Here is a 23,419-nt window from a genome sequence, read left to right as displayed (position 1 = left end):
CCGGCACCGTACGGACGCTCTCTGAGAGGTCTCTTAATGATCGCTGTGCGCGGTACGCGCGCGTGCCGCGCGCCACTCGGGCCGGAGCAGGGCCCAGATCTCGGTGCTGGCGCGCACCCCCCGGTGCGGGTAGTTCTCCCGGAGGACGCCCTCGCGGGTCATGCCGAGCCGCCTGGCCACGTTGATGCTCGGCTCGTTGGCCGAGGAGGCGTACCACTCCACCCGGTGCATGCCGCGCTCCTCGAAGGCCCAGTCGAGCAGCACCCGCATCCCGCGCGTGACCAGTCCGCGCCCGGCCGCGGCCGGCTCCAGCCAGCAGCCGGCCTCGCAGACCCCGCTCGGGGTGTCCCAGACGCGGAACAGCAGCCCGCCGACGAGCCGGCCGTCCCGCCAGATGCCGTGCACGCTGCCGGCGTCGGCGCCGCGCTTGTCGGCGTACGACTTCAGCCAGCCGCGGGCTCCGTCGAGGTCGCGGACCACGTCCGCCAGGCCTATGTGCCGGCCGATGAACTCCCGCCCCCGGTCTATGTTCGCCAGCAGTTCGGCGGCGTGCCAGACCTCCAGGGGCCGCAGTTCGGCGCCGTCGTCACCGAGCGATCTCACGTACATCGTGCCGTTCTTCCTTCCGCAGTTCGTCCACCGGGACCCGGCCGAGCCTCTCATGCGCGGCCCGGGACCCGGGCGGCCGGCGGTGATCCCCCCACCTGGACGTCGAGCGAGGTGCCGCGCTCCGCGCGCGGGATGACACGGGTGCGCAGCCGGTCCATCAGGTCGCTGGTGTCCCGGGACTGCGGCGGGGACTCGGGTACGACGGTCAGGTGCGCGGTCCCTCGCCGGTGCCCTAGGCGTTGTCCGGGGCGAGTACGCCGAACGGGCCGGGGCCGCGCCCGCAGTGACGCCGCCGAAGGCGAGGAGCCACAGCAGGACGGTGGTCGGGCGGTGCCGGAACTCAGGCGGAGCGTCAGTCGAACTGGTCTCCGAGCGCCATGACCATCGTCCCGGCGATCAGCAGCCACAGGGCCCTGCGGGTACGGCCCCGGGAGCCGAGCACCGCCGCGAGGGCGCAGACGACGGCGCCGAGGGCGTAGGCGGCGGGGACGCGGGCCGGGGCGGAACCGGTGAGCCGCAGCAGGGCGGCGGCGAGCCCCGCGAGACAGAGGAGCGCTCCGGTGCCGCCGGCGACCCACCGGGCCCGCCGGGCGTCCCCGGCGTACTCCTCGGCAGCCTCGGTGACCTCGGTGTCTTCAGCGCCTTCGGTGTCCTGCGTGTCCTCGGCTATCCCGGGTTCGGTGTCGGAATCGGTGCGTCCACTCATGGCGGGCGAGCGTACCGCCTCGCGGTGGGAAAACCTGGTGCGGGGCGGTGCCTTCGGCTGCTAGGCAGGGCGTTCGTGACCGACACATCCCGCACTCCCGACGCGCTCACCCGCCGTCTCGGCCATCCGCGCTACCCCCGCAGCAACGGCTACGACGCCCGCTGGACCATCGAGAACCAGATGGGCCCGCACGCGCTGTGGCTGCTGGAGTGGCTGGCGCCCGCGCTGGGCCTCGACCGGCTGCCGCCCGGTGCCCGGGTGCTCGATCTCGGCTGCGGACGTGCCATGACCTCCGTCTTCCTGGCCAGGGAGTACGGCCTCCAGGTCGTCGCCGCCGACCTGTGGGTGAAGCCCGGCGACAACGCCGTACGCATCGCCGAGGCGGGCGTGGCCGACCGGGTGCTGCCCGTCCACGCAGAGGCGCACGATCTGCCGTTCGCCGAAGGGTCGTTCGACGCGATCGTGTCCGTCGACGCCTACCAGTACTTCGGCACCACCGACCTCTACCTGCCCACGCTGACCCGGCTGCTGAAGCCCGGCGGCCGGATCGGGGTGGTGGTGCCGTCGGTGCGGGAGGAGATCGAGGGGGCCGAACCGCCGGCGCACCTGGCGGACCACTGGGACCCGGGGTTCTGGGCGTTCCACTCCGCCGGCTGGTGGCACCGGAACTGGACGCGCACGGGTGCCGTGTCCGTCGAGGCCGCCGACTGGCTTCCGGACGGCTGGCGGGACTGGCTGCTGTGGAGCGAGGTGTGCGCCGAGGAGAGCCCGAGCGAGTTCATGGCCGGGCTGGCCCGCGACTCGGTGGACCTGCTGAACGCCGACCGCGGGCGCCTGCTCGGGTTCACCCGGGTGGTGGGCCGCCGCATCTAGCGGTACGGCCCCGGGGGGCATGCCTCCGGGGCCGTACGGCTGTGCTCGGGACTCAGCCCTCGCTGACGCCCAGCTTCTCCAGGATCAGCTCCTTGACGCGGGCCGCGTCGGCCTGGCCGCGGGTGGCCTTCATGACCGCGCCGACCAGGGCGCCGGCCGCGGCCACCTTGCCACCGCGGATCTTGTCCGCGATGCCCGGGTTGCCGGCGATGGCCTCCTCCACGGCGGCGGTCAGCGCGCCCTCGTCGGAGACGACCTTCAGGCCGCGCTTGTCGACGACCTCGTCCGGGGTGCCCTCGCCCGCGAGGACGCCCTCGATGACCTGACGGGCCAGCTTGTCGTTCAGGTCACCCTTCGCGACCAGCTCGGTGACCCGGGCCACCTGCTGCGGGGTGATCGCCAGCTCGTCCAGCGTCTTGCCGGACTCGTTGGCGCTGCGCGCCAGTTCACCCATCCACCACTTGCGGGCGGAGGCCGCGTCGGCACCGGCGTCGATCGTGGCGACGATCGGCTCCAGCGCGCCGGCGTTGAGGATCGCCTGCATGTCGGTGGCGGAGATGCCCCACTCGGCCAGCAGCCGGGTGCGGCGGGCCAGCGGCAGCTCGGGCAGGGCCGCGCGGATCTCCTCGACCCACTCGCGCGAGGGCGCGACCGGCACCAGGTCGGGCTCCGGGAAGTACCGGTAGTCCTCGGCCTCCTCCTTCACGCGGCCCGAGGTCGTCGACCCGGTGTCCTCGTGGAAGTGGCGGGTCTCCTGCACGATCGTGCCGCCGGAGGACAGCACGGCCGCGTGCCGCTGGATCTCGAAGCGGGCCGCGCGCTCCACGGAGCGCAGGGAGTTGACGTTCTTCGTCTCCGAGCGCGTGCCGAACTTGTCGGCGCCCTTGGGCATCAGCGACAGGTTCACGTCGCAGCGCATCTGGCCCATCTCCATGCGGGCCTCGGACACGCCGAGCGCGCGGATCAGCTCGCGCAGCTCACGGACGTACGCCTTCGCCACCTCGGGGGCGCGCTCGCCGGCGCCCACGATCGGCTTGGTGACGATCTCGATCAGCGGGATGCCGGCGCGGTTGTAGTCCAGCAGGGAGTGGGACGCGCCGTGGATACGGCCGGTGGCGCCGCCGACGTGCGTCGACTTGCCGGTGTCCTCCTCCATGTGGGCGCGCTCGATCTCCACGCGGAAGACCTCGCCGTCCTCCAGCTGCACGTCGAGGTAGCCGTTGAAGGCGATCGGCTCGTCGTACTGGGAGGTCTGGAAGTTCTTCGGCATGTCCGGATAGAAGTAGTTCTTCCGGGCGAAGCGGCACCACTCGGCGATCTCGCAGTTCAGCGCGAGTCCGATCTTGATGGCGGACTCGACGCCGGTCGCGTTGACGACCGGGAGCGCGCCGGGCAGGCCGAGGCAGACCGGGCAGGTCTGGCTGTTCGGGTCGGCGCCGAGCGCCGTCGAGCAGCCGCAGAACATCTTCGTCTTGGTGCCGAGTTCGACATGGACCTCAAGGCCCATGACGGGGTCGTACGACGCCAGCGCGTCCTCGTACGACACCAGGTCGGTCGTGGTGGTCACGGTGAAACTTCCCTCTCAGCCCAGCAGGACGTCGTCGTCGCCCAGCCGCTTCAGCTCGCGGTAGAGGATGGCGAGGCCGGTGACGATGCCGGCCGCGGTGACGACGGCGTCGACGAGCCGCAGCGTGTCGTTCTCGGCGCGCGCCTTCTTGATCTGCTTGGCGGCGCCGACCGCACCGAACGCGGTGGCGGCCATGGACAGGTACGTACCGGACTTGGACTTCTTGAAGCCCTTGGCCTTGGTCAGTGCGCTCACAGCGACGGAGCCTCCTCCAGCAGCGGGTGACCCCACTTTTCCACGAAGGCGGCCTCGACGGCGGCGCCCACCTTGTACAGCCGGTCGTCCTTCATCACCGGGGCGATGATCTGCAGGCCGACCGGGAGGTTGTCCTCCGGGGCGAGGCCGCAGGGCAGGGACATGGCCGCGTTGCCCGCCAGGTTGGTCGGGATGGTGCACAGGTCCGCGAGGTACATCGCCATCGGGTCGTCGGCGCGCTCGCCGATCGCGAACGCGGTGGTCGGGGTCGTCGGGGAGACGATCACGTCGACCTGCTCGAAGGCCTTGTCGAAGTCCTGCTTGATCAGCGTGCGGACCTTCTGGGCGCTGCCGTAGTACGCGTCGTAGTAGCCGCTCGACAGGGCGTACGTGCCGAGCATGATGCGGCGCTTCACCTCGGGGCCGAAGCCGGCCTCGCGGGTGAGGGAGGTGACCTCCTCGGCGGAGTGCGTGCCGTCGTCGCCGGTCCGCAGGCCGTAGCGCAGGCCGTCGAAGCGGGCGAGGTTGGAGGAGCACTCGGACGGGGCGATCAGGTAGTACGCCGACAGGGCGAGGTCGAAGGACGGGCAGTCCAGCTCGACGATCTCGGCGCCCAGCTCCTTCAGCAGCTCGACGGACTCGTCGAAGCGCTGGATGACGCCGGCCTGGTAGCCCTCGCCGCGGAACTGCTTGACCACGCCGACGCGCATGCCGGCGACGCTGCCGTTGCGGGCGGCCTCGACCACCGGCGGGACCGGGGCGTCGATGGAGGTGGAGTCGAGCGGGTCGTGTCCGGCGATCACCTCGTGCAGCAGGGCCGCGTCCAGGACCGTGCGGGCGCAGGGGCCGCCCTGGTCGAGGGAGCTGGAGAAGGCGACCATGCCGTACCGGGAGACCGCGCCGTACGTCGGCTTCACGCCGACCGTGCCGGTGACGGCGGCCGGCTGGCGGATGGAGCCGCCGGTGTCGGTGCCGATGGCGAGGGGCGCCTGGAAGGAGGCGAGCGCGGCGGACGAACCGCCGCCGGAGCCGCCGGGGATCTTGGTGAGGTCCCAGGGGTTGCCGGTCGGGCCGTAGGCGCTGTTCTCGGTGGAGGACCCCATGGCGAACTCGTCCATGTTGGTCTTGCCGAGGATGACGACGTCGGCGGCCTTCAGCCGCTTGGTGAGCGTCGCGTCGTACGGCGGGATCCAGCCCTCGAGGATCTTCGAGCCGACGGTCGTGGGCACGCCCTCGGTGGTGAAGATGTCCTTGAGCGCGAGCGGGACGCCGGCCAGCGGGCCGAGCTTCTCGCCGCGCTCCCGCTTCTCGTCCACGGCACGGGCCTGGGCGAGGGCGCCCTCGCGGTCGACGTGGAGGAAGGCGTGCACCTTCTCGTCCACCGCCTCGATCCGCGCGAGGTGGGCCTCGGTGACCTCGACCGCCGTCAGTTCGCCGGAGGCGATCTTCGCGGCGGTCTCGGCCGCGGTGAGCTTGATGATGGCGTTGTCCGTCATGGTGGTCACTCCTCCCCCAGGATCTGCGGCACCTTGAAACGCTGCTGCTCCTGGGCCGGGGCGCCGGAGAGCGCCTGCTCGGGGGTGAGCGAGGGACGGACCTCGTCCGGCCGCATGACGTTCGTCAGCGGGAGCGGGTGCGAGGTCGGCGGTACGTCTTGGTCGGCGACCTCGCTGACGCGGGCCACCGCGCCGATGATGTCGTCCAGCTGGCCGGCGAAGTGTTCAAGCTCTTCGGGCTTCAGCTCCAGACGCGCCAGCCGGGCGAGGTGGGCGACCTCCTCGCGCGTGATGCCAGGCATGCAGCGATCCTCTGGGGTGAGTGTGTGTGGTTTGGGCCCAATCCTATGGGGCGGGGCCGTGTGCCCGTGAAACGGTTTACCCCGGCCGCTGCCTCACCGGTGCCGGCCGTCCCAGGCGGGGCTTCTCAGGAAGTGGTTGTCGTACAGCTCCTGGACCTCCAGCAGGCTCTCCGGGGTGGCCTCGCCGAGGCGGATGCGCTGGAGGTGGCGGAAGTACCCGAAGCGCTCGACGCCCGGGGCGATGACGATGAGCAGGTCGGCGGTGCTGCCGGGGGTGGCGGCGAAGGCGTGGGGGCGGTCCGGCGGGACGATGATCAGGTCGCCGCGCCCGGCGGTCACGACGTCGTCGCCGGAGAGGACCTCGGCCTCGCCGTCGAGCAGGTAGAACATCTCGGCCGAGTTGTGGTGTACATGCGGTCGGGCGCCGTCGGCGCCCTCGGCGAGCGTGACGCGCACGGTGGACAGCGCGCCGCCGCTGGCGCTGCTGTCGGCCAGCAGTCGCACGCCGACGGGGGCACCGCCGAGGACCTCGGCCTCGGCGTCCCGGACCAGCACGGTCTCGTCGAACCTGGGCACGAACAGCGACATGCGGCATCCCCCTCGTGTGGCGCCCGCTGCGGGGCGGTCAGACCGCGAAGAGCAGTCCGGCACTGATCAGTACCACGATCGCGGTGGCGAAGTGGATCCCGAAGGCGGCGGCTTTCGTTCCGCCGTTGCGCAGGACTATCAGCGTGTCCGCGAGCGGCACGAGTGCCACGCAGACCATGAACCAGGCCTCGGCGCGGGCTCCGGCGAAGGCGAGCAGGGCCAGTCCCAGCAGTCCGAAGGTGCCGTCCCGCAGCCCCTTGACCGACAGGTAGGCGCGGGCGTCGCCGCGCGGGTCGGCCGGGACGCCGTAGCCGGCCGCCGCCGGACCCGGCTGGAACCAGAACCGGTAGCCGAGGAACACGCAGAACAGGTCGAGCAGGACGGCCAGGGTGTACGCGGTGACGGTCATGTCATCTCTCCTCACTAGCAGCGCTAGGAACGAGAGCGAGGCTAGCAGAGCGATGACAGAATGACTAGCGCTGCTAGAATCGCGGTCATGCCGATCCAGACGCGCCGGGAGCGCGAACGAGGGGAACGCGAGCGGCTGATCGTCACGGCCGCCAGGGAACTGGCGGAGGCCGAGGGCTGGGACGCGGTGACCACCCGCCGGCTGGCCGCCGAGATCGAGTACAGCCAGCCGGTCCTCTACAGCCACTTCAACGGCAAGGACGCGATCATGGCGGCGGTGGCGGTGCAGGGGTGCGCCGACCTCGCGACGGAGCTGCGGCAGGCCCGCACGGCGGCGCACGGCACGCGGGAGGCGCTGGCGGCGGTGGCGCGGACGTACACGTCTTTCGGCAGGCGCCGGCCCGCCCTCTACGACGCGATGTTCACCCTCCTGGTGGACCTGCCGTTCGCCACAAAGGAGGCTCCGGCACCGCTGCGGGAGGCCTTCGCCGAACTGCGCCTCGCGGTGGAACCGATCGCGGCGGAGGGCGACGACCCCGTGCTGCTGACGGAGACGTTCTGGGCGGGACTGCACGGCTTGGTGACGCTGATGCGGAGCGGCAGGCTGCCGGAACCCGCGCACGAGGCGCGCCTGGCACTGCTGATCGGCCGCTTCGCCGGGGCCTGAGGCGCGAGGCCGCCGCCGACGGCGGCCGGGGTCTCACGGAGACCGGCGCGCGCGGGGTGGGGGACCTACTCGGCGGCCGGAAGCGCGGCGGGCGGCCGCTGCCACCCCCGGGACCCGCGTGCCAGCAGCCACGCGGTCGCCTCCTCGGGAGGCATCGCGGCGGCGACCAGCCAGCCCTGCACCGCGTCGCACCCCAGATCGCGCAGCCGCTCCCAGGTCTCGTCGTCCTCCACGCCCTCGGCGACGACGAGGAGGCCCAGCGAGTGGGCGAGGTCGACGGTGCAGCGCACGATCTCCGCGTCCTGGGCGTCGACGGCCAGCCGGGCGACGAAGGAGCGGTCGATCTTCAGCTCGCTGACCGGCAGCCGCCGCAGGTGCACCAGGGAGGAGTAGCCGGTGCCGAAGTCGTCCAGGGACATCTTCACGCCGTGGCCGGTGAGGCCGGCGAGGGTGTCGGCGGCCCGCTGCGGGTCCTCCAGCAGGACGTGTTCCGTTATCTCCAGCTGGAGCGCTCCGGCGGGGACCCCGTGCCGGGCGAGGCGCGCGGCGACCGATCCGGCGAATCCCGGGGTGTGGACGTCGCGCGGGGAGACGTTGACGGCGACGGGCACCCGCAGGCCCTGTGCGCGCCACCGGGCGACCTGGCCGAGCGCGGTCTCCAGCACGTACTCGGTGAGGTGGGGCATCAGCCCGGAGGACTCGGCTATCGCTATGAACTCGTCCGGCGGTACCTTGCCGCGCTCGGGGTGCACCCAGCGGACCAGTGCCTCCAGGCCGGCCACCTGTCCGTCGAAGCGGACCTTGGGCTGGTAGTGGAGCTGCACCTCGTGCGCGTCCAGCGCCCGGCGCAGGTCGCCCAGCAGACCGAGGCGGTCCGGGGTGTTGGAGTCGCGCTTGGACTCGTAGACCTCGACGCCCGTGCGGTCCCGCTTCGCCTGGTACATGGCGACGTCGGCGCGGCGCAGCAGCCCCTCGGCGTCGAGGGCGTGGTCGGGGAAGACGGCGACGCCGGCGCTGGCCTCCAGCACGAGGGTGAGGCCGTCGAGGTCGAGCGGGGAGCTGAGGGCGGAGACCAGGCCGCGGGCGACCCGCGTGGCCGACGTGGTGGAGTCGGCGACGGGCAGTAAGACGGCGAACTCGTCACCGCCGAGCCGGGCGGCCTCGGCGCCGCGCGGCAGGGCGAGCCGCAGCCGGTCGGCTATCTGGAGCAGCAGCCGGTCGCCGGCCAGATGACCGAGCGTGTCGTTCACCGAGCGGAAACGATCGAGATCGATCAGCATGAGCGCGGCACGGGCGCCGATGCGCTCGGCGTCGTCCAGGGCCGTCCAGATCCGCTCCAGCAGCCACTGCCGGTTGGGCAGCCCGGTCAGCGGGTCGCGCAGCTGCTCCTCGGCGCGGGCGCGGGCCATCCACAGCGTGGAGTCCAGGGCGATGAGCGGGATGGCGAAGAGCGGGAGCAGGATCGGCTGCGCGTCGGCGACGACGCACAGCAGGGGCGCGATGCCGAGCAGCGCCACGGCGACCAGACCCTGCCTGACCAGGGCGGTGCGGGCGACGGTGGGCACCCCGCCGCCGCGCGGGGCGTGCAGGTACCACAGCAGGCCGCGGCTGACGGCGAGGTAGGCGACCGCGACCAGGACGACCTGCGGGGCCGTGGCGATGCTCCAGGTCGCGGGCCGCCAGGGCGCCTCGACGCTCGGGACCCGGCCGAACGCGCCCAGCACCAGCGCGCCGGCGCCGATGCCGAGGACGTCCACCGCGCCGTGCAGCACGCCCTGGCGCCATCGGTGCCGGCGGGCGATGCCGACCAGTACGACGACGGTGAGGCTGACCAGGCCGGCCGGCACCCAGCCGTACAGCAGCAGGACGGCGAGGGTGAGGGCGGCGCCCGATCCGGTGCCGCCCCACCAGCGGGCGCGGCCCAGCATGACGAGGTGGCCGACGATGACGCCGGTCAGCAGGGCCAGCGACCAGCCGACCGTGCCGCCGGGGAAGAGCGCGTGGTGGCCGATGTAGGCGCGGTAGAAGGCGGCGCCCAGGGCGAAGCCCGCGGCGGCCACGAGGGCCGCGGGCAGCGCCGGCCAGGACGGGTGCCGTTCGGTGTCGGCGCCGGACAGGCCCGGGGCGGGCTCGAGGGCCGCCAGGGGCGCGTGGGCTTCGGGGGCGGCGCCCGGTCCGGCCGGGCGCGGCTGTCCGCCGGTACGCCCGTCGGCCCGGCCGGTCCACCGGTACCCACGCCATGCGACCGCGCGGCGGCGCAGGCGCAGCCGTGAGTCCGGGGCGGCGCTCTCGGTCGGTTCCATTCCCGTCCCTCTCACAGCCGGCGGTGCCCACGCCACGCGGCCCGATGCCCGACAACCATCAGCAGCTCCGCGCCAAAGAAACCTTCCCCGCGCCCCTGGAGGGCACGGAGATTCCCCAGCCGAAGCCGGGCACGGCAGGCGCACACCTCAACAGTAGGCCGCGGAAGGCTTCCACGGGCAGCGGTCTCCGACGGTTGCCCGAATGCGCCCGGGCCACCCGTATGCATCTGATATGCGCCGATCGGGTGGCCTTCAACCGCTACTCCCCGGTCGGAAGCGCGACTTCGGCCGCCGCTTCGGGGCCCTGTTCCAAGAGGACGGTGAAACCGTCCTCGTTCAGAACGGGAACCTTCAGCTGCATGGCCTTGTCGTACTTCGATCCGGGGTTGTCACCCACTACGACGAACGAGGTCTTCTTCGACACCGAACCGGTCACCTTCGCGCCCTGGCCCTGCAGCGCCTCCTTGGCGCCGTCCCGGGTGAAGTTCTCCAGCGTGCCGGTGACGACGACCGTGAGCCCCTCCAGCGGACGCGGCCCCTCGTCCTCGCCGGAGGACTGCTCCTCCAGCGGGACCCCCGCCGCCTTCCACTTGCGGACGATCTCGCGGTGCCAGTCCTCCGCGAACCACTCCTTGAGGGCGGCGGCGATGATGGGGCCGACGCCGTCGGTGGCCGCCAGCTCCGCCTCGGTCGCCTGTTCGATGCGGTCGATGGAGCGGAACTCGCGCGCGAGAGCCTGCGCGGCGACCGGGCCCACGTGCCGGATCGACAGCCCGTTCAGGAACCGGGCGAGCGGACGGGACTTGGCGGCCTCGATGTTCGCCAGCAGGGCGAGGGTGTTCTTCTTCGGCTCGCCCTTCTGGTTGGCGAAGACGGTGACGACCTTCTCCTCGCCGGTCTTGGGGTCGCGCTTGGGCAGGCCGCTGGCCGCGTCGAGGACGTAGGCCTTGATGGGCAGCAGCTTCTCCACCGTCAGGTCGAACAGGTCGCCCTCGTCCACCAGGGGCGGCTCGGCCGGCTCCAGCGGGCGGGTGAGCGCCGCGGCGGCCACCTCGCCGAAGTGCTCGATGTCCAGGCACTCCCGGCCCGCGAGGTAGGAGACCCGCTCCCGCAACTGGGCGGGGCAGGTACGGGCGTTGGGGCAACGCAGGTCGATGTCGCCCTCCTTCATGGGCCGCAGCGGGGTGCCGCACTCGGGGCACTCCCCCGGCATCACGAACTCCCGCTCGCTGCCGTCCCTGAGGTCGACCACCGGGCCGAGGATCTCCGGGATGACGTCACCGGCCTTGCGGAGCACGACCGTGTCGCCGATGAGGACGCCCTTGGCCTTGACGACCTCCTGGTTGTGCAGGGTGGCGAACTCGACCTCGCTGCCCGCGACCGTGACCGGCTCCACCTGGGCGTACGGCGTGACACGGCCGGTGCGGCCGACGCCCACCTTGATGTCGATCAGCTTGGTGTTGACCTCTTCCGGCGCGTACTTGTAGGCGATCGCCCAGCGCGGGGCACGCGCGGTGGAGCCGAGCCGTCCCTGGAGGCGGATCTCGTCCAGCTTGACCACGACACCGTCGATCTCGTGCTCGACGGAGTGGCGGTTCTCGCCGTAGTGGGCGATGAACTTGCGTACGCCGTCGAGGTCGTCGACCACCCGGTTGTGCGGGGAGGTGGGCAGGCCCCAGGTCTTCAGCAGGTCGTAGGCCTGGGAGAGCCGGGTCATGCCCGTGTAGCCCTCCAGGGCGCCGATGCCGTGGACGACCATGTGCAGCGGGCGGGTGGCGGTGACGCGCGGGTCCTTCTGGCGCAGCGAACCGGCGGCGGCGTTGCGGGGGTTGGCGAAGGGCTTGTCCCCGGCCGCGACCAGGCGTTCGTTGAGTTCGAGGAACTTCTCCATCGGGAAGTAGACCTCGCCGCGGATCTCCACCAGGTCGGGCACCTTGTCGCCCCCCAGGCGGTCCGGGATCTCCGCGATCGTCCGGACGTTCGGCGTGATGTCCTCGCCGGTACGGCCGTCGCCGCGGGTGGCCGCGCGCGTGAGCCGGCCCTTCTCGTAGGTGAGGTTGACGGCGAGGCCGTCGACCTTCAGCTCGCACAGGAAGTGGTACGTCTGGTCGCCGAGTTCGCGCGCGATGCGCTCGGCCCAGGCGGCCAGCTCGTCGTCGTTGAACGTGTTGTCGAGCGAGAGCATCCGCTGGCGGTGCTCGACCGCGGTGAACTCCGTCTCGTACGACCCCGCGACCTTCTGGGTGGGCGAGTCCGGGGTGCGCAGCTCCGGATACTGCTCCTCCAGGGCCTCCAGAGACTTCAGGAGCTGGTCGAACTCCGCGTCGCTGACGACGGGAGCGTCCTTCACGTAGTACCGGAAGCGGTGCTCCTCGATCTGCTCAGCGAGCTGCGCGTGCTTGTCACGTGCCTCGGCGGGCACTGCCGTCTCCGCCTGCTGCTTGTCGCCGGCCACCGTGTTGTCCTCCCGTTACTCTGGGTTGTCCGCGAGGGATCTCGCCGCCCGGACGCAGTGGGCGAGCACCTGGCGCGCGTAGGCGGGTGAAGCGCCCGCGAGACCGCATGCCGGGGTCACCGTGACCGCTTCCGCGAGCAGCCCCGGATGCAGCCCCAGCCTGCGCCACAGCGTCCTGACACCCATGACGCTACCGGCAGGGTCTGACAACGGGCCGTCCGTGCCCGGCACGACACCGGCGAACAGGCGCGTGCCTCCCTCGACGGCCTCGCCGATCACCTCGTCGTCACGCTCGGTGAGAAGTGCGAAGTCGAAGGAGACGGCCGCCGCGCCGGCCCGCCGCAGCAGCGCGAACGGGACGTCCGGGGCGCAGGAGTGCACCACCACGGGGCCGCCGGCGTGCGTGCCGACGACGTCCCGGAGCGTGGCCTCCACGATCTGCCGGTCCACGGCCCGGTGGGTGCGGTAGCCGCTCGCGGTACGGACCTGGCCGCGCAGGACGGCGGTGAGGGACGGCTCGTCGAGCTGGAGGACGATCCGGGCACCGGGAACGCGGCGCCGCACCTCGTCGAGGTGCAGCCGCAGCCCCTCGGCGAGCGAGGCGGCCAGGTCCCGGCAGGCGCCGGGGTCCGACAGCGCGGCCTCGCCGTTCTTCAGCTCCAGGGCGGCGGCCAGCGTCCACGGCCCGACCGCCTGCACCTTCAGGTCGCCCTCGTAGCCCTGCGTGAACTCCTCCAGGGCGTCCAGGTCCTCGCCCAGCCAGGACCGCGCCCGCCTGGTGTCCCGGCCCGGACGGTCCCCGATCCGCCACCCGCTGGGCTCCACGCGCGCGTACAGCTCGACCAGCATCCCGGCGGTCCGGCCGATCATGTCGGCCCCGGGCCCGCGCGCGGGCAGCTCCGGAAGGAAGGGGAAGTCCTCGAAGCTGCCGGTGACCGTCTTGGCGGCTTCCCGTGTGTCCCCGCCGGGCAGGGAGCCGACGCCGGTGGCCCCCGGGAACCTGAACTGGCTGTTTTCGCTCACCCCGGCAGGGTACGTACGCCGGCCGGGGGACTCACAACCAGTGGGCGCCGTACCGGCGCAGAAGGGCGCACAGCCCCTGCGGATCGGCGACCGCGAGGTGGTTGCGGAAGCGGCCCCGCCCCCAGGCGAGATCCGCGAGGCCGGCGTCGTCGAAGATCTCGCCGAGGACCGGCCGGCCGGCGAGCGGGACGCGCACGTCACCGCCCGCGAGGACGAGAGCGGCCTCGGTCCGGGGCCAGACCTGTGCCAGCCAGGCCCGGATCGCGGGGCCGCCCGCCGCGGTCACCGCCCGGGCCGTACCGTCAGGTCGTTGACCTCCGCGTCCCGCGGCAGGTCCAGGGCCATCAGGATCGTCGTGGCGACCGACTCCGGGTCGATCCACTGGGAGGCGTCGTACTCCTTGCCCTCCTGCTGGTGGACCTTGGCCTGCATGGGGCTCGCGGTGCGGCCGGGGTAGACGGAGGTGACGCGGACGCCGGCTGCGTGCTCCTCCTGGCGCAGGGCGTCGGCGAGGGCCTTCAGGCCGTGCTTGGAGGCGGCGTACGCGGACCAGCCGGCGTGAGCGCTCAGACCGGCACCGGAGTTGACGAAGATCACATGGCCGCGGGCCGCCCTCAGCTGCGGCAGGAAGTGCCGGGTCAGCTCGGCGGGCGCGACCAGGTTGACGTTGAGCTGGTGACGCCAGGACTTCGGGGTCAGGTCGCCGACGTCGCCGAGGTCGACGACGCCGGCGATGTGCAGCAGGGAGTCCACCCGGTCCGGGAGCGTCTGGTGGGAGAACGCCCAGGACAGCTTGTCCGGGTCCGCGAGGTCGCCGACCAGGGTGCGCGCGCCGGGGAACTCGGCCGCAAGCTCCTTCGCGCGGCCCGCGTCGCGCGCGTGCAGCACGAGTTCGTCCCCGCGCGCGTGCAGCCGGCGGGCGACGGCCGCGCCGATGCCGGAACCGGCCCCGGTGATCACATGAGTAGCCATGCCTGCCATGCTCGCATCAGTGGCGCCCGGCCTGCTCCTCCAGGTAGGCCAGCGCCCCGGCCGGCTCGTCGGCGAAGAAGACCAGCTCGGCCAGCGGGCGGGGCAGGAAGCCCTCGGCCTCCATGCGGCGGAACTGCTCGCGCAGGCCGTCGTAGAAGCCCGCGGTGTTCAGCAGCACGACCGGCTTCTCGGTGCGGCCGTGCTTCTTCAGCTCCAGGATCTCGGTGGCCTCGTCCAGCGTGCCGGTGCCGCCCACCATGATCACCACGGCGTCGGCCTTCTCCAGCAGCAGCTTCTTGCGTTCGGCGAGGTCGGCCGCGATGACCATCTCGTCGGCGCCGGGGCGCGCCTTGTTCGCGAGGAACTCCACGGAGACGCCCAGCAGTCTGCCGCCCGCCTCCTGCACGCCGTCGGCGACCACCTTCATCAGACCGACGTCGGAGCCGCCCCAGACGAGGGTGTGGCCGGCCTTGCCGATCCGTTCCGCGAACTCGCGCGCGGGGCGCGTGTACCGCTCGTCGAGGTCGGCGGCGGACAGGAAGACACAGATGTTCATGCCCCCTACCGTACGGTCCGCGGCCCGGGCGGGAAGAAGGACGGCCCCTCCGGGCGCTGCACCGGTATGAGCCAAGGACACACGATCACGATCGAGAAGAGCGACCGGCACGTGCGCGTGGTGCGCGGCGGCCAGGTGCTCGCCGAGTCCGACCGCCCCCTGGAGCTGCGCGAGACGGGCTGCCCGGTGCGGTACTACATCCCCGCCGAGGACGTACGCCTCGACCTGCTCACGCCCTCCGACACGCACACCGTCTGCCCCTTCAAGGGCACGGCGTCCTACTGGTCGCTGCCGGACGCGCCCGACCTCGTGTGGGCGTACCCGGACCCCAAGCCCGGCGTGGCGGAGATCAAGGACCACTACTGCTTCTACGACACCGACGTGTCATGACCGGTGAGTCCCGTGTCGTACGGCAGTCTGCACGGGCATGGACAAGAAGACGACTTCGCGCGACGGGACCTCCCTCGCGTACCACGTGACCGGCCAGGGGCCCACGGTGATCCTGGTGAGCGGCGCGATGTCCACCGGTGGCACCCTGCTGCCCCTGGCGGAGCGCCTCGCGGAGCGCTGCACGGCCGTCGTCTACGACCGCCGGGGCCGCGGCGAGAGCGGCGACACGCCGCCGTACGCGGTCGAGCGTGAGGTCGAGGACCTGGCCGCGCTGCTCGACGCGGTGGGCGGCGACGCGGCGCTGTTCGGGGTCTCCTCGGGCGGCGCGCTGGTCCTGCACGCGGCGGCGGGCGGGCTGCCGGTGCGCCGGGCGGCGGTGTACGAGGTGCCGTACGCCGACCACCTGGCGGGCGGCGCCACGCGGGAGGCCGTCTACAAGGAGCAGCTGAACAAGGCGCTCGCCGAGGGCCGGCGCGGGGACGCGGTGGAGCTGTTCCTGCGCCTGACGGGCCTCGGCGAGGAGATGATCCAGCGCGCCCGCCAGTCCCCGATGTGGGCCGGCATGGAGGCCGTCGCCCCCAGCCTGGCCCACGACGACGCGGTCATGGGCGACGGCCTGCTCCCCCGCGCGCGGCTGGCCGGGATCTCCGTCCCCGTCCTCGCGGTCGCGGGCGGCGCGAGCCCGGAGTGGATGCACCGGGCGAGCCAGGCGGTCGCGGAGGCCGTGCCGCAGGGCAGGTACCGGATCCTGCCGGGCCAGACCCACATGGTGGAGCCGGACGTACTGGGGCCGGTGCTGGCGGAGTACGTCGCGGGTTAGGAGCGGCGGACCGGGCTCAGACCGCCGCCGCCGCGCGCGTGGTGGACGCGATCGTCGCCGAGCCCACCACGCGCGTGCCGTCGTACAGCACGATCGCCTGGCCGGGGGCGACGCCGCGGACCGGCTCGGTGAAGGTCACCTGCAGGGAGCCGTCCACCAGCTCGGCCGTCACCTCCGTCTCGCCGCCGTGGGCGCGCAGCTGGGCGGTGTAGGTGCCGGGGCCGGTGGGGGCGGCGCCGCACCAGCGGGGCTTGATCGCGGTGAGGGCGGTGACGTCGAGGGCGGTGGCCGGGCCGACGGTGACCGTGTTGGTGACCGGTGAGATGTCCAGGACGTAGCGCGGCTTGCCGTCCGGGGCCGGGGTGCCGATCCGCAGGCCCTTGCGCTGGCCGATGGTGAAGCCGTACGCCCCGTCGTGGGTGCCCAGCTTGGTGCCGGTCTCGTCCACGATGTCGCCCTCGGCCCTGCCGAGCCGCTTGGCCAGGAAGCCCTGGGTGTCGCCGTCGGCGATGAAGCAGATGTCGTGCGAGTCCGGCTTCTTGGCCACCGCCAGGCCCCGGCGCTCGGCCTCCGCGCGGATCTCCTCCTTGGTGGTGACCGTGTCGCCGAGCGGGAACATCGCGTGCGCGAGCTGCTTGTCGTCGAGCACGCCGAGGACGTACGACTGGTCCTTCGCCATGTCGGAGGCGCGGTGCAGCTCGCGGGAGCCGTCCTCGTTCACGATCACCTTGGCGTAGTGGCCGGTGCAGACGGCGTCGAAGCCGAGGGCCAGCGCCTTGTCCAGCAGCGCGGCGAACTTGATCTTCTCGTTGCAGCGCAGGCACGGGTTCGGGGTGCGGCCGGCCTCGTACTCGGCGACGAAGTCCTCGACGACGTCCTCGCGGAAGCGGTCGGCGAGGTCCCAGACGTAGAACGGGATGCCGATGACGTCGGCCGCGCGGCGGGCGTCGCGCGAGTCCTCGATGGTGCAACAGCCCCGCGCGCCGGTGCGGAACGACTGCGGGTTCGCGGAGAGCGCGAGGTGGACGCCGGTGACGTCGTGACCTGCTTCCGCGGCCCGCGCGGCGGCGACGGCGGAGTCCACTCCGCCGGACATGGCGGCGAGGACGCGGAGGGGGCGGGTGCGCTGCGGGGTGTCAGTCATAACCCTTCCAGAGTACGGGGGCGCGGGAACCTGGTCGGCCGGATATCCGTTGACGATCACATGGGGGCGACGACTGGGACGACCACGGGGGCGACGGCCGGCGACGGCGACGGGCGGCTGGGCCGGCGGGCGCTGCTCGTCGGCGGGGCCGCGGCGGCCGTGGGCACGGCGGTGCTGGCCCGCGAGGAGCTGTCGCGGCTGTGGTGGCGGCTGCCCGGGGTGGACAAGCCGCGGGTGGCGGGCGCGGTGGACTTCCGGGGTGCGCGCTGGGTGGCGGCCTCGGCGGCGAACTACCGGCGGGCGGACCGGCCGGCCGACTACCGGGTGGACCGGGTGGTCGTCCATGTCACGCAGGGCGGTTACGCGTCGGCGGTGAAGGTGTTCCAGGACCCCGCGCACGGCGCCGCGGCGCACTACATCGTGCGCAAGGACGGGCGGGTCACCCAGCTGATCCGCGAGCTGGACGTCGCCTTCCACGCGGGCAACCGGGAGTACAACGAACGCAGTGTCGGCATCGAGCACGAGGGCTTCGTGGAGGACGCCTCCTCCTTCACGGACGCGATGTACGCGGCCTCGGCCCGGCTGACCGCGGCGATATGCGGGCGGTACGGCATACCCGTGGACCGGGAGCACATCATCGGGCACGTGGAGGTGCCGGGCACGGACCACACCGACCCGGGGCGGTTCTGGGACTGGGAGCGGTACCTGCGCCTGGTCCGCGCCGAGCACGCCGAGAGCCCGGCCTGATCCGAACGACAGGCCCTAGGTGAGCCCGGCCGCCCGGGCGCGTTCCACCGCCGGGCCGATCGCCTTCGCGACGGCCTCGACGTCCGCCTCGGTGGAGGTGTGGCCGAGGGAGAAGCGCAGGGTGCCGCGGGCCAGGTCCGGGTCGGTGCCGGTGGCGAGGAGGACGTGGCTGGGCTGGGCGACGCCCGCGGTGCAGGCGGAGCCGGTGGAGCACTCGATGCCCTGGGCGTCCAGCAGGAGCAGCAGGGAGTCGCCCTCGCAGCCGGGGAAGGTGAAGTGCGCGTTGGCCGGGAGCCGGCCCTCGGGTGCCGGGTCGCCGCCGAGGACGGCGTCCGGTACGGCGCTGCGCACGGCGTCGACCAGCTGGTCGCGCAGGGCGCCGATCTCCCGGGCGAACCACGTCCGCTGCTCGGCGGCGAGCCGGCCGGCGACGGCGAAGGAGGCGACGGCCGGGACGTCGAGCGTGCCGGAGCGGACGTGCCGCTCCTGGCCGCCGCCGTGCAGGACGGGTACGGGGGTGTGCTCACGGCCGAGGATCAGCGCGCCGATGCCGTAGGGGCCGCCGATCTTGTGGCCGGAGACGGTCATCGCGGCGAGGCCCGAGGCCTCGAAGTCGACCGGGACCTGACCGAAGGCCTGGACCGCGTCGGCATGCAGCGGAACACCGAACTCGCCGGTGACGTCGGCGAGTTCACGGACCGGCATGATCGTGCCGATCTCGTTGTTGGCCCACATCACGGTGGCCAGGGCGACGTCGTCGGGGTTGCGGGCGATGGCCTCGCGCAGCGCCTCGGGGTGGACGCGGCCGTAGGAGTCGACGGGGAGGTACTCGACGGTGGCGCCCTCGTGCTCGCCGAGCCAGTGCACGGCGTCGAGGACGGCGTGGTGCTCGACGGGGCTGGCCAGGACGCGGGTGCGGGCCGGGTCGGCGGCGACGCGGGACCAGTACAGGCCCTTGACGGCCAGGTTGTCGGCCTCGGTGCCGCCCGAGGTGAAGACGACCTCGCTGGGGCGGGCGCCGAGCGCTTCGGCGAGGGTCTCGCGGGATTCCTCGACCGTGCGGCGGGCCTGCCGGCCGGATGCGTGGAGGGAGGAGGCGTTGCCCGTGATGCTCAGCTGGGCGGTGAGCGCCTCTGCCGCCTCCGGGAGCATCGGGGTGGTCGCGGCGTGGTCGAGGTATGCCATGGTGAGGCCGATTCTACGGCGCCGGGTCCCTGCGGCTGGCTCTGGGCGCCTTGCGTCGGCTGCACCTGGGCTCGGTGGCGGCGGCTGCGGCTGCCCCGTCGTCCTCGGGGTGTTCAGCCGTCACAGGCTCCAGGACACCGTCCCCGAGATCTCCATCGCCGTCACCAGGACCGCCAGGTCGGCGAGACCGAGAGTGAGACCCAGGTAGGCCCGGCCGCGGCGGGTGGTGCCGCGCCAGAGGGCGACCGCGGCCAGGACGATGGCGATCGGGCCGAGGAAGACGTTGAGGACGAGCAGGCCGAGGAGGCCGAGGATGAAGGACGCGACGGCCATGCCGTCGGCGTCGCGGGTGCGCGGGCGGGTGTCGGTGCGGCCGGGGGCCGGTGCGGTGAGGTGCATGGTGCTCAGCTCCTGAGGTCCTTTCCGGTGGTCAGTTGGCCGAGGTGTGGCGGCGGCGCCCGTGGCGCTCGCGCATCGCGAACACGCCGAGCCAGACGGCGATGACGGCGGCCAGGACGGCGGTGACGGTCAGCGGCGCGTGGGCGACGGTGCCCAGCACGACTCCGAGCAGCATGAGCGCGGCGACGAGGAACAGCATGGGATGGAATCCCCCCTCCGGGATGCCTCGTGTTCAGCCGGTGTGAAGTTTCGGTGAACAGTTGTAGTAACAGTTGTTCACTGACTTCGAGTCTAGCGCTCCCCACGGCTTTTCAATTCCAGAGAACAGTTGTTAACTGGATGACATGAGTCACACCCTCGGCATCCGGCAGGCCCAGAAGCAGAAGACCCGGCAGGCGTTCCTCGACGCGGCGCTCGCCCTGCTGGAGGAGCAGAGCCTGAGCAGCCTGGGCCTGCGCGAGGTCACCCGGGCCGTCGGTGTCGCCCCGACCGCCTTCTACCGGCACTTCCGCTCGACCGCCGACCTCGGTGTGGCCCTGGTCGACGAGGCGCTGGGCAGCCTGCACCCGATGGTGCGGACGACGGTGTCCACCACGGGCGACAGCGAGGAACGCATCACCCGCGCCGTCGAGCTGATCGCCCGCCACGTGGAGGCGTATCCCGCGCACGTCCGCTTCATCGCCCGGGAGCGGCACGGCGGGGTGCAGCCGGTGCGCGAGGCCATCCGGGCCCAACTGGTCCGGTTCGCCGAGGAGGTGAAGGCCGAGCTGGCCAAGGACCCGGAGGCGGCGGGCTGGAGCGACGACGACCTGCTGATGCTCGCGCACCTCTACGTCGACCAGATGCTCATCACCGCCTCCCTGTTCCTGGAGGCGCTGGAGGCCCCGGAGGAGGAGCGGGAGCGGGTGACGCAGCTCGCCACCCGCCAGCTGCGGCTCATCAGCATCGGCCGCAGCCACTGGCTTCACTGACGCGGTCAGCCCTGCCGAGCCGCTCCCTGGGCCTGTCCCGGCTGCCCGCCACCCGGCCCACCGCAGCCACCCCCCTGGTCGCCGGGCGCACCGCTGGGCAGGTCCGAGGGCACCCCGGTCGGCGTACCGGTCGCCACCCCGCCCGGCTTCCCCGTGGACGCGCCCGACGGCGCCCCGGAAGGCGCCCCGGACGGCGCCCCGCTCGGCCGCCGACCCGACGCGCCCCCCGTCGGCATCCCGGACGGCGCCTGACAGCCCTGCCGTTCCCCGGAGTCACCGCCGGACGAGGAGCGAGTCACCCGAGCCGCACGCGGCCGACGGCGGGGAGAGCGCCGGCCGGACGGCGGCGGGGACGAGACGGGCACGCTTCACGAGAGTCGGCTCCGGTGAGGATGAGAGAGTCCTGTCCGCCGGCTGTCAGTTCCCGGGCCGGGACCCCTCGTACAGCGCCGTGACCGAACGTGCCGCCGCCAGCAGTTCCGCGCGGGCCTCGGGCGGGTCCAGGATCTCCACCTGGTCGGTGAACGCGAGGAGTTGGCGTACGGCGCGGAGCGTGGGGTAGGCCAGCCGCGCGGTGACCCACTCGCCCACGCCGTCGTCGTCGGGCACCGCCGTCAGCTGCGCGGCGGCCATGCGCTGGAACAGGTCGAGCCGGTCGCGCCGTACCCGCACGGTGACCTCGACGGCGTCCTTCCGCTCCTCCACCTGCCGGCGCAGCACCTCCCAGGCGTCGGCGAGTTCGACGCCGGGCCGGCGCCGCACTGGCTCGTCCAGCAGCCGGGCCGAGCGCACCCGGTCGGCGCGGAACAGCTGCGGCCGGCCGCGCCGGTCGGCGACCAGGTACCAGGTGCCGGCCTTGGCGACGAGGCCGTACGGATCCACGGTGTACGTCCGCGGCTCCCGCTCCCCGCTGTGCCGGTAGCGCAGCCTCAGGCGCCGGTCGGAGAACACCGCGTCCTGGAGCACGTCCAGGTCGACGGCGGGCCGCGGGCCGCTCATCCAGCGGGTGGCGTCGACGAGGACGCGGCGGCTGGTCACCTCGGCGGCGGGCCGGTGCGGCGCCGGGAGCGCGGCCATCACCTTGCGCAGCGCGGAGCCGAGGGCCGCGTCCAGGCCGAGCGCGGCGTGGGCGCCCTGGGCGGCCAGCACGAACAGGGCCCGGGACTCGTCGGCGGTCAGCCCCGTGACGTCGGTGCGGAAGCCGGGGAGGAGGGCGATGCCGCCGTGCCGGCCGCGCTCGGCGTACACCGGGACCCCGGCGGCGGACAGCGCCTCGACGTCCCGGTAGACGGTGCGGACCGACACCTCCAGCCGGTCGGCGAGTTCGGGCGCGGGCACCCGGCCCCGGGTCTGCAGGAGCAGCAGGATCGACAGCAGCCGGTCGGACTTCACGGCGAAAGGATCCCGCCGCGTGCGTACCCCGCGCAAATGTTGACGGATTCTGTCAGGTTATCCGTGGATGCTCGCTGCACCGACTCACGAGAGGTGCATCCCATGACCACCACCGGCTTCACCGACCCGCGCCCCCTCTACGCCCGCGCCACCGAGCAGGCGGCCGCCCTCATCAGGACAGTGCGCCCGGAACAGCTCGCCGGGCCCACGCCGTGTACCGAGTTCGACGTGCGGGGCCTGCTGAGCCACATGGTCGGCGGCACCCTGCGGATCGCCGTGGTCGGCGAGGGCGGCGACGGACTCGCGGTGGAACCCGTCGCCGAGGGCGTCGCCGACGACGGCTGGGCGGCGGCCTACGACGAGGTGCGCGTCCGCGTGCTGAAGGCCTGGGAGAGCGACGAGCGCATGGCGGCCGCGGTGCGCGTGCCGTGGGGCGAGGTGCCGGGGCACGCGGCGCTGTCCGGGTACGTCATGGAGATCGTGACGCACACCTGGGACCTCGCCGAGGCCGTCGGTCATCCGCACGAACTGGACCCGGAACTCGCCGAGTTCGCGCTCGCCACCGCCCGCCGGGTACTGCCCGACTCCCGTCCGCGTGACGCGCAGACCCCCTTCGACACCCGACGCGAGGCCCCCGCAGGGGCGGACGCCTACGGGCAGCTGGCGGCCTGGCTGGGGCGCGAGCCGCTCAGCCGAGCCTGACCCGGGCGAGCTGACGGGACTGGGCGACCAGGCGGTCCGCGCTGTCCCACACCTCGGCGTCCTCCTCCAGGAAGCCGCCGGCCAGGTTGCGGGTGGTGATCGACACCCGCAGCGGGCCGGGGGCCGGACGGTGGCGGACGTGGACGGTGAGTTCCACGGTCGGCACCCAGCCCTTGAGGCCCATTTCGAAGGCGGTGGGCGGGAGGGCGTCCACGGCGAGGAGCAGCGAGAGCGGGTCGGCGTCGCGGCCGTCGGCGAGCCCGAACCAGGCGCGCATCTCGCCCTTGCCGGAGGGCGCGCCGAGCGCCCAGCCGAGGGTGGCGGGATCCAGCTTGAGCATCAGCCGTTCGGTGATGGCGGAGCTGCCGTCGACCGGGGCGGGCCCGTCCTCGGGGCCGAAGCACTGCTCCAGCGGCGGGATCGGGGGCGGGGTGGCCGTCGTACGGACGTCGTCGGGCAGGGCGCCGAGGTCGCCGTAGGAGGCGAGGACGCGGATGCGTTCGACCTCGTTGCCCTCGTCGTCGTACTGGAAGAGCGAGGCCTGGCCGGTGGAGAGGGTCCGGCCGGTGCGGACGGTCTCGGTGCGCACGACCGCGGGGCCCGGCTGGGAGGCGGTCAGGTAGTGCGCGGAGATCGTGAACGGGTCCGGGTGCGGGAGGCTGTCCGCGAGGGCCCGGCCGAGCACGGCCAGCAGGTAGCCGCCGTTGACGGCGCTGATGATGGTCCAGCCGGCCGAGAGGTCGATGTCGTAGACGCCGGGCTCGCGCCGGGTGACCGCGGTGTCGCGGTCGAACTCGCTGTCGCCGATCAGGGCCCGTACGGCAGGGACGGAAGCTGCTTCTGGCATGGGTGAACGGTACAGCAGGAAACTACTAAGCGGTAGCTTTTT

General features: G+C 72.9%; 27 protein-coding genes. 7 read left to right on the top strand and 20 right to left on the bottom strand.

Features of this window, described 5'->3' with window-relative positions:
- Window positions 1–33: 33 nt before the first annotated feature.
- Both ACIP4Y_RS29565 and ACIP4Y_RS29560 read right to left on the bottom strand, forming a co-directional pair.
- Window positions 34–609 (bottom strand): GNAT family protein, encoded by a 576-nt coding sequence (locus ACIP4Y_RS29565; RefSeq protein ID WP_358636157.1) that lies wholly within the window; start codon window positions 607–609, stop codon window positions 34–36.
- 352 nt (window positions 610–961) lie between these two features.
- On the bottom strand, window positions 962–1,315 hold the full coding sequence (locus ACIP4Y_RS29560; protein WP_401398771.1) for a hypothetical protein: 354 nt from the start codon (window positions 1,313–1,315) through the stop codon (window positions 962–964).
- Between the two features lie 75 nt (window positions 1,316–1,390).
- On the opposite strand from ACIP4Y_RS29560, the gene ACIP4Y_RS29555 reads away from it, so the two are divergent.
- Complete coding sequence (locus tag ACIP4Y_RS29555) at window positions 1,391–2,188, top strand: methyltransferase domain-containing protein (RefSeq protein WP_401398770.1); 798 nt, start codon at window positions 1,391–1,393, stop codon at window positions 2,186–2,188.
- Between the two features lie 52 nt (window positions 2,189–2,240).
- Here ACIP4Y_RS29555 and gatB read toward each other — a convergent pair whose 3' ends face one another.
- The 6 genes from gatB to ACIP4Y_RS29525 all read right to left on the bottom strand — a co-directional run bounded on the left by gatB (window position 2,241) and on the right by ACIP4Y_RS29525 (window position 6,805).
- Entirely contained in the window at window positions 2,241–3,755 is a 1,515-nt protein-coding gene (gatB, locus tag ACIP4Y_RS29550) for an Asp-tRNA(Asn)/Glu-tRNA(Gln) amidotransferase subunit GatB (protein ID WP_358636151.1), read from the bottom strand.
- A 15-nt stretch (window positions 3,756–3,770) separates the two neighbouring features.
- Window positions 3,771–4,010: a hypothetical protein gene (locus ACIP4Y_RS29545; protein ID WP_014675152.1), complete on the bottom strand. Its 240-nt coding sequence runs from the start codon at window positions 4,008–4,010 to the stop codon at window positions 3,771–3,773.
- Window positions 4,007–5,506 (bottom strand): Asp-tRNA(Asn)/Glu-tRNA(Gln) amidotransferase subunit GatA, encoded by a 1,500-nt coding sequence (gene gatA, locus ACIP4Y_RS29540; protein ID WP_358636147.1) that lies wholly within the window; start codon window positions 5,504–5,506, stop codon window positions 4,007–4,009. The genes ACIP4Y_RS29545 and gatA overlap by 4 nt, the downstream gene beginning before the upstream one ends.
- Before the next feature lie 5 nt (window positions 5,507–5,511).
- The gene (gene gatC / locus ACIP4Y_RS29535) at window positions 5,512–5,808 is read right to left on the bottom strand and encodes an Asp-tRNA(Asn)/Glu-tRNA(Gln) amidotransferase subunit GatC (RefSeq protein WP_003973500.1); all 297 of its coding nucleotides are present in this window, start codon (window positions 5,806–5,808) and stop codon (window positions 5,512–5,514) included.
- A gap of 93 nt (window positions 5,809–5,901) precedes the next feature.
- Window positions 5,902–6,396 (bottom strand): cupin domain-containing protein, encoded by a 495-nt coding sequence (locus ACIP4Y_RS29530; protein WP_401398769.1) that lies wholly within the window; start codon window positions 6,394–6,396, stop codon window positions 5,902–5,904.
- Between the two features lie 37 nt (window positions 6,397–6,433).
- Window positions 6,434–6,805: a DUF4267 domain-containing protein gene (locus tag ACIP4Y_RS29525; protein WP_401398768.1), complete on the bottom strand. Its 372-nt coding sequence runs from the start codon at window positions 6,803–6,805 to the stop codon at window positions 6,434–6,436.
- An 87-nt stretch (window positions 6,806–6,892) separates the two neighbouring features.
- On the opposite strand from ACIP4Y_RS29525, the gene ACIP4Y_RS29520 reads away from it, so the two are divergent.
- Complete coding sequence (locus tag ACIP4Y_RS29520) at window positions 6,893–7,471, top strand: TetR/AcrR family transcriptional regulator (RefSeq protein WP_401398767.1); 579 nt, start codon at window positions 6,893–6,895, stop codon at window positions 7,469–7,471.
- A 65-nt stretch (window positions 7,472–7,536) separates the two neighbouring features.
- Here the strand turns inward: ACIP4Y_RS29520 and ACIP4Y_RS29515 are convergent, their stop codons facing one another.
- The 6 genes from ACIP4Y_RS29515 to ACIP4Y_RS29490 all read right to left on the bottom strand — a co-directional run bounded on the left by ACIP4Y_RS29515 (window position 7,537) and on the right by ACIP4Y_RS29490 (window position 14,780).
- Window positions 7,537–9,774, bottom strand: a complete 2,238-nt coding sequence (locus tag ACIP4Y_RS29515; RefSeq protein ID WP_401398766.1) for a putative bifunctional diguanylate cyclase/phosphodiesterase — start codon at window positions 9,772–9,774, stop codon at window positions 7,537–7,539.
- Between the two features lie 259 nt (window positions 9,775–10,033).
- On the bottom strand, window positions 10,034–12,229 hold the full coding sequence (gene ligA / locus ACIP4Y_RS29510) for an NAD-dependent DNA ligase LigA (RefSeq protein ID WP_401398765.1): 2,196 nt from the start codon (window positions 12,227–12,229) through the stop codon (window positions 10,034–10,036).
- Between the two features lie 15 nt (window positions 12,230–12,244).
- Window positions 12,245–13,252 (bottom strand): methionine synthase, encoded by a 1,008-nt coding sequence (locus ACIP4Y_RS29505; RefSeq protein WP_401398764.1) that lies wholly within the window; start codon window positions 13,250–13,252, stop codon window positions 12,245–12,247.
- Between the two features lie 31 nt (window positions 13,253–13,283).
- The gene (locus ACIP4Y_RS29500; RefSeq protein ID WP_401398763.1) at window positions 13,284–13,538 is read right to left on the bottom strand and encodes a hypothetical protein; all 255 of its coding nucleotides are present in this window, start codon (window positions 13,536–13,538) and stop codon (window positions 13,284–13,286) included.
- On the bottom strand, window positions 13,535–14,233 hold the full coding sequence (locus ACIP4Y_RS29495) for an SDR family oxidoreductase (RefSeq protein WP_358636127.1): 699 nt from the start codon (window positions 14,231–14,233) through the stop codon (window positions 13,535–13,537). Before ACIP4Y_RS29495 ends, ACIP4Y_RS29500 begins: the two co-directional genes overlap by 4 nt.
- A gap of 7 nt (window positions 14,234–14,240) precedes the next feature.
- Window positions 14,241–14,780: a TIGR00730 family Rossman fold protein gene (locus ACIP4Y_RS29490; RefSeq protein ID WP_401398762.1), complete on the bottom strand. Its 540-nt coding sequence runs from the start codon at window positions 14,778–14,780 to the stop codon at window positions 14,241–14,243.
- Window positions 14,781–14,846: 66 nt separating this feature from the next.
- Between ACIP4Y_RS29490 and ACIP4Y_RS29485 the strand changes: the two genes are divergently transcribed.
- Both ACIP4Y_RS29485 and ACIP4Y_RS29480 read left to right on the top strand, forming a co-directional pair.
- Window positions 14,847–15,170 (top strand): DUF427 domain-containing protein, encoded by a 324-nt coding sequence (locus ACIP4Y_RS29485; protein ID WP_358636124.1) that lies wholly within the window; start codon window positions 14,847–14,849, stop codon window positions 15,168–15,170.
- A gap of 37 nt (window positions 15,171–15,207) precedes the next feature.
- Window positions 15,208–15,990 (top strand): alpha/beta fold hydrolase, encoded by a 783-nt coding sequence (locus ACIP4Y_RS29480; protein WP_401398761.1) that lies wholly within the window; start codon window positions 15,208–15,210, stop codon window positions 15,988–15,990.
- A 16-nt stretch (window positions 15,991–16,006) separates the two neighbouring features.
- Here ACIP4Y_RS29480 and mnmA read toward each other — a convergent pair whose 3' ends face one another.
- Window positions 16,007–17,134 carry a tRNA 2-thiouridine(34) synthase MnmA gene (gene mnmA, locus ACIP4Y_RS29475; protein WP_401398760.1) on the bottom strand — a complete coding sequence of 376 codons (1,128 nt, stop codon included), beginning with the start codon at window positions 17,132–17,134 and terminating at the stop codon, window positions 16,007–16,009.
- A gap of 60 nt (window positions 17,135–17,194) precedes the next feature.
- On the opposite strand from mnmA, the gene ACIP4Y_RS29470 reads away from it, so the two are divergent.
- On the top strand, window positions 17,195–17,881 hold the full coding sequence (locus tag ACIP4Y_RS29470; RefSeq protein ID WP_358636118.1) for an N-acetylmuramoyl-L-alanine amidase: 687 nt from the start codon (window positions 17,195–17,197) through the stop codon (window positions 17,879–17,881).
- 15 nt (window positions 17,882–17,896) lie between these two features.
- On the opposite strand, the gene ACIP4Y_RS29465 is transcribed toward ACIP4Y_RS29470, so the two are convergent.
- The 3 genes from ACIP4Y_RS29465 to ACIP4Y_RS29455 form a co-directional block, all read right to left on the bottom strand.
- On the bottom strand, window positions 17,897–19,066 hold the full coding sequence (locus ACIP4Y_RS29465) for a cysteine desulfurase family protein (protein WP_401398759.1): 1,170 nt from the start codon (window positions 19,064–19,066) through the stop codon (window positions 17,897–17,899).
- Window positions 19,067–19,186: 120 nt separating this feature from the next.
- Window positions 19,187–19,465, bottom strand: a complete 279-nt coding sequence (locus tag ACIP4Y_RS29460; protein ID WP_358636115.1) for a DUF4190 domain-containing protein — start codon at window positions 19,463–19,465, stop codon at window positions 19,187–19,189.
- A 31-nt stretch (window positions 19,466–19,496) separates the two neighbouring features.
- On the bottom strand, window positions 19,497–19,664 hold the full coding sequence (locus ACIP4Y_RS29455; protein WP_358636113.1) for a hypothetical protein: 168 nt from the start codon (window positions 19,662–19,664) through the stop codon (window positions 19,497–19,499).
- A 145-nt stretch (window positions 19,665–19,809) separates the two neighbouring features.
- Between ACIP4Y_RS29455 and ACIP4Y_RS29450 the strand changes: the two genes are divergently transcribed.
- Window positions 19,810–20,436 (top strand): TetR family transcriptional regulator, encoded by a 627-nt coding sequence (locus tag ACIP4Y_RS29450; protein WP_358636111.1) that lies wholly within the window; start codon window positions 19,810–19,812, stop codon window positions 20,434–20,436.
- Window positions 20,437–20,853: 417 nt separating this feature from the next.
- Here ACIP4Y_RS29450 and ACIP4Y_RS29445 read toward each other — a convergent pair whose 3' ends face one another.
- Window positions 20,854–21,828: a helix-turn-helix transcriptional regulator gene (locus ACIP4Y_RS29445; RefSeq protein ID WP_401398758.1), complete on the bottom strand. Its 975-nt coding sequence runs from the start codon at window positions 21,826–21,828 to the stop codon at window positions 20,854–20,856.
- Window positions 21,829–21,930: 102 nt separating this feature from the next.
- On the opposite strand from ACIP4Y_RS29445, the gene ACIP4Y_RS29440 reads away from it, so the two are divergent.
- Window positions 21,931–22,530, top strand: a complete 600-nt coding sequence (locus tag ACIP4Y_RS29440; protein WP_401398757.1) for a TIGR03086 family metal-binding protein — start codon at window positions 21,931–21,933, stop codon at window positions 22,528–22,530.
- Here ACIP4Y_RS29440 and ACIP4Y_RS29435 read toward each other — a convergent pair.
- Window positions 22,517–23,377: a thioesterase family protein gene (locus ACIP4Y_RS29435; RefSeq protein WP_358636103.1), complete on the bottom strand. Its 861-nt coding sequence runs from the start codon at window positions 23,375–23,377 to the stop codon at window positions 22,517–22,519. The genes ACIP4Y_RS29440 and ACIP4Y_RS29435 overlap by 14 nt on opposite strands.
- Window positions 23,378–23,419 lie beyond the last annotated feature (42 nt).

The organism is Streptomyces sp. NPDC088810, assembly GCF_044750305.1.
Taxonomy (GTDB): domain Bacteria; phylum Actinomycetota; class Actinomycetes; order Streptomycetales; family Streptomycetaceae; genus Streptomyces.
The sequence above is the reverse complement of the archived record's forward strand: the minus strand, read 5'-3'. Positions and strand labels throughout refer to the sequence as shown.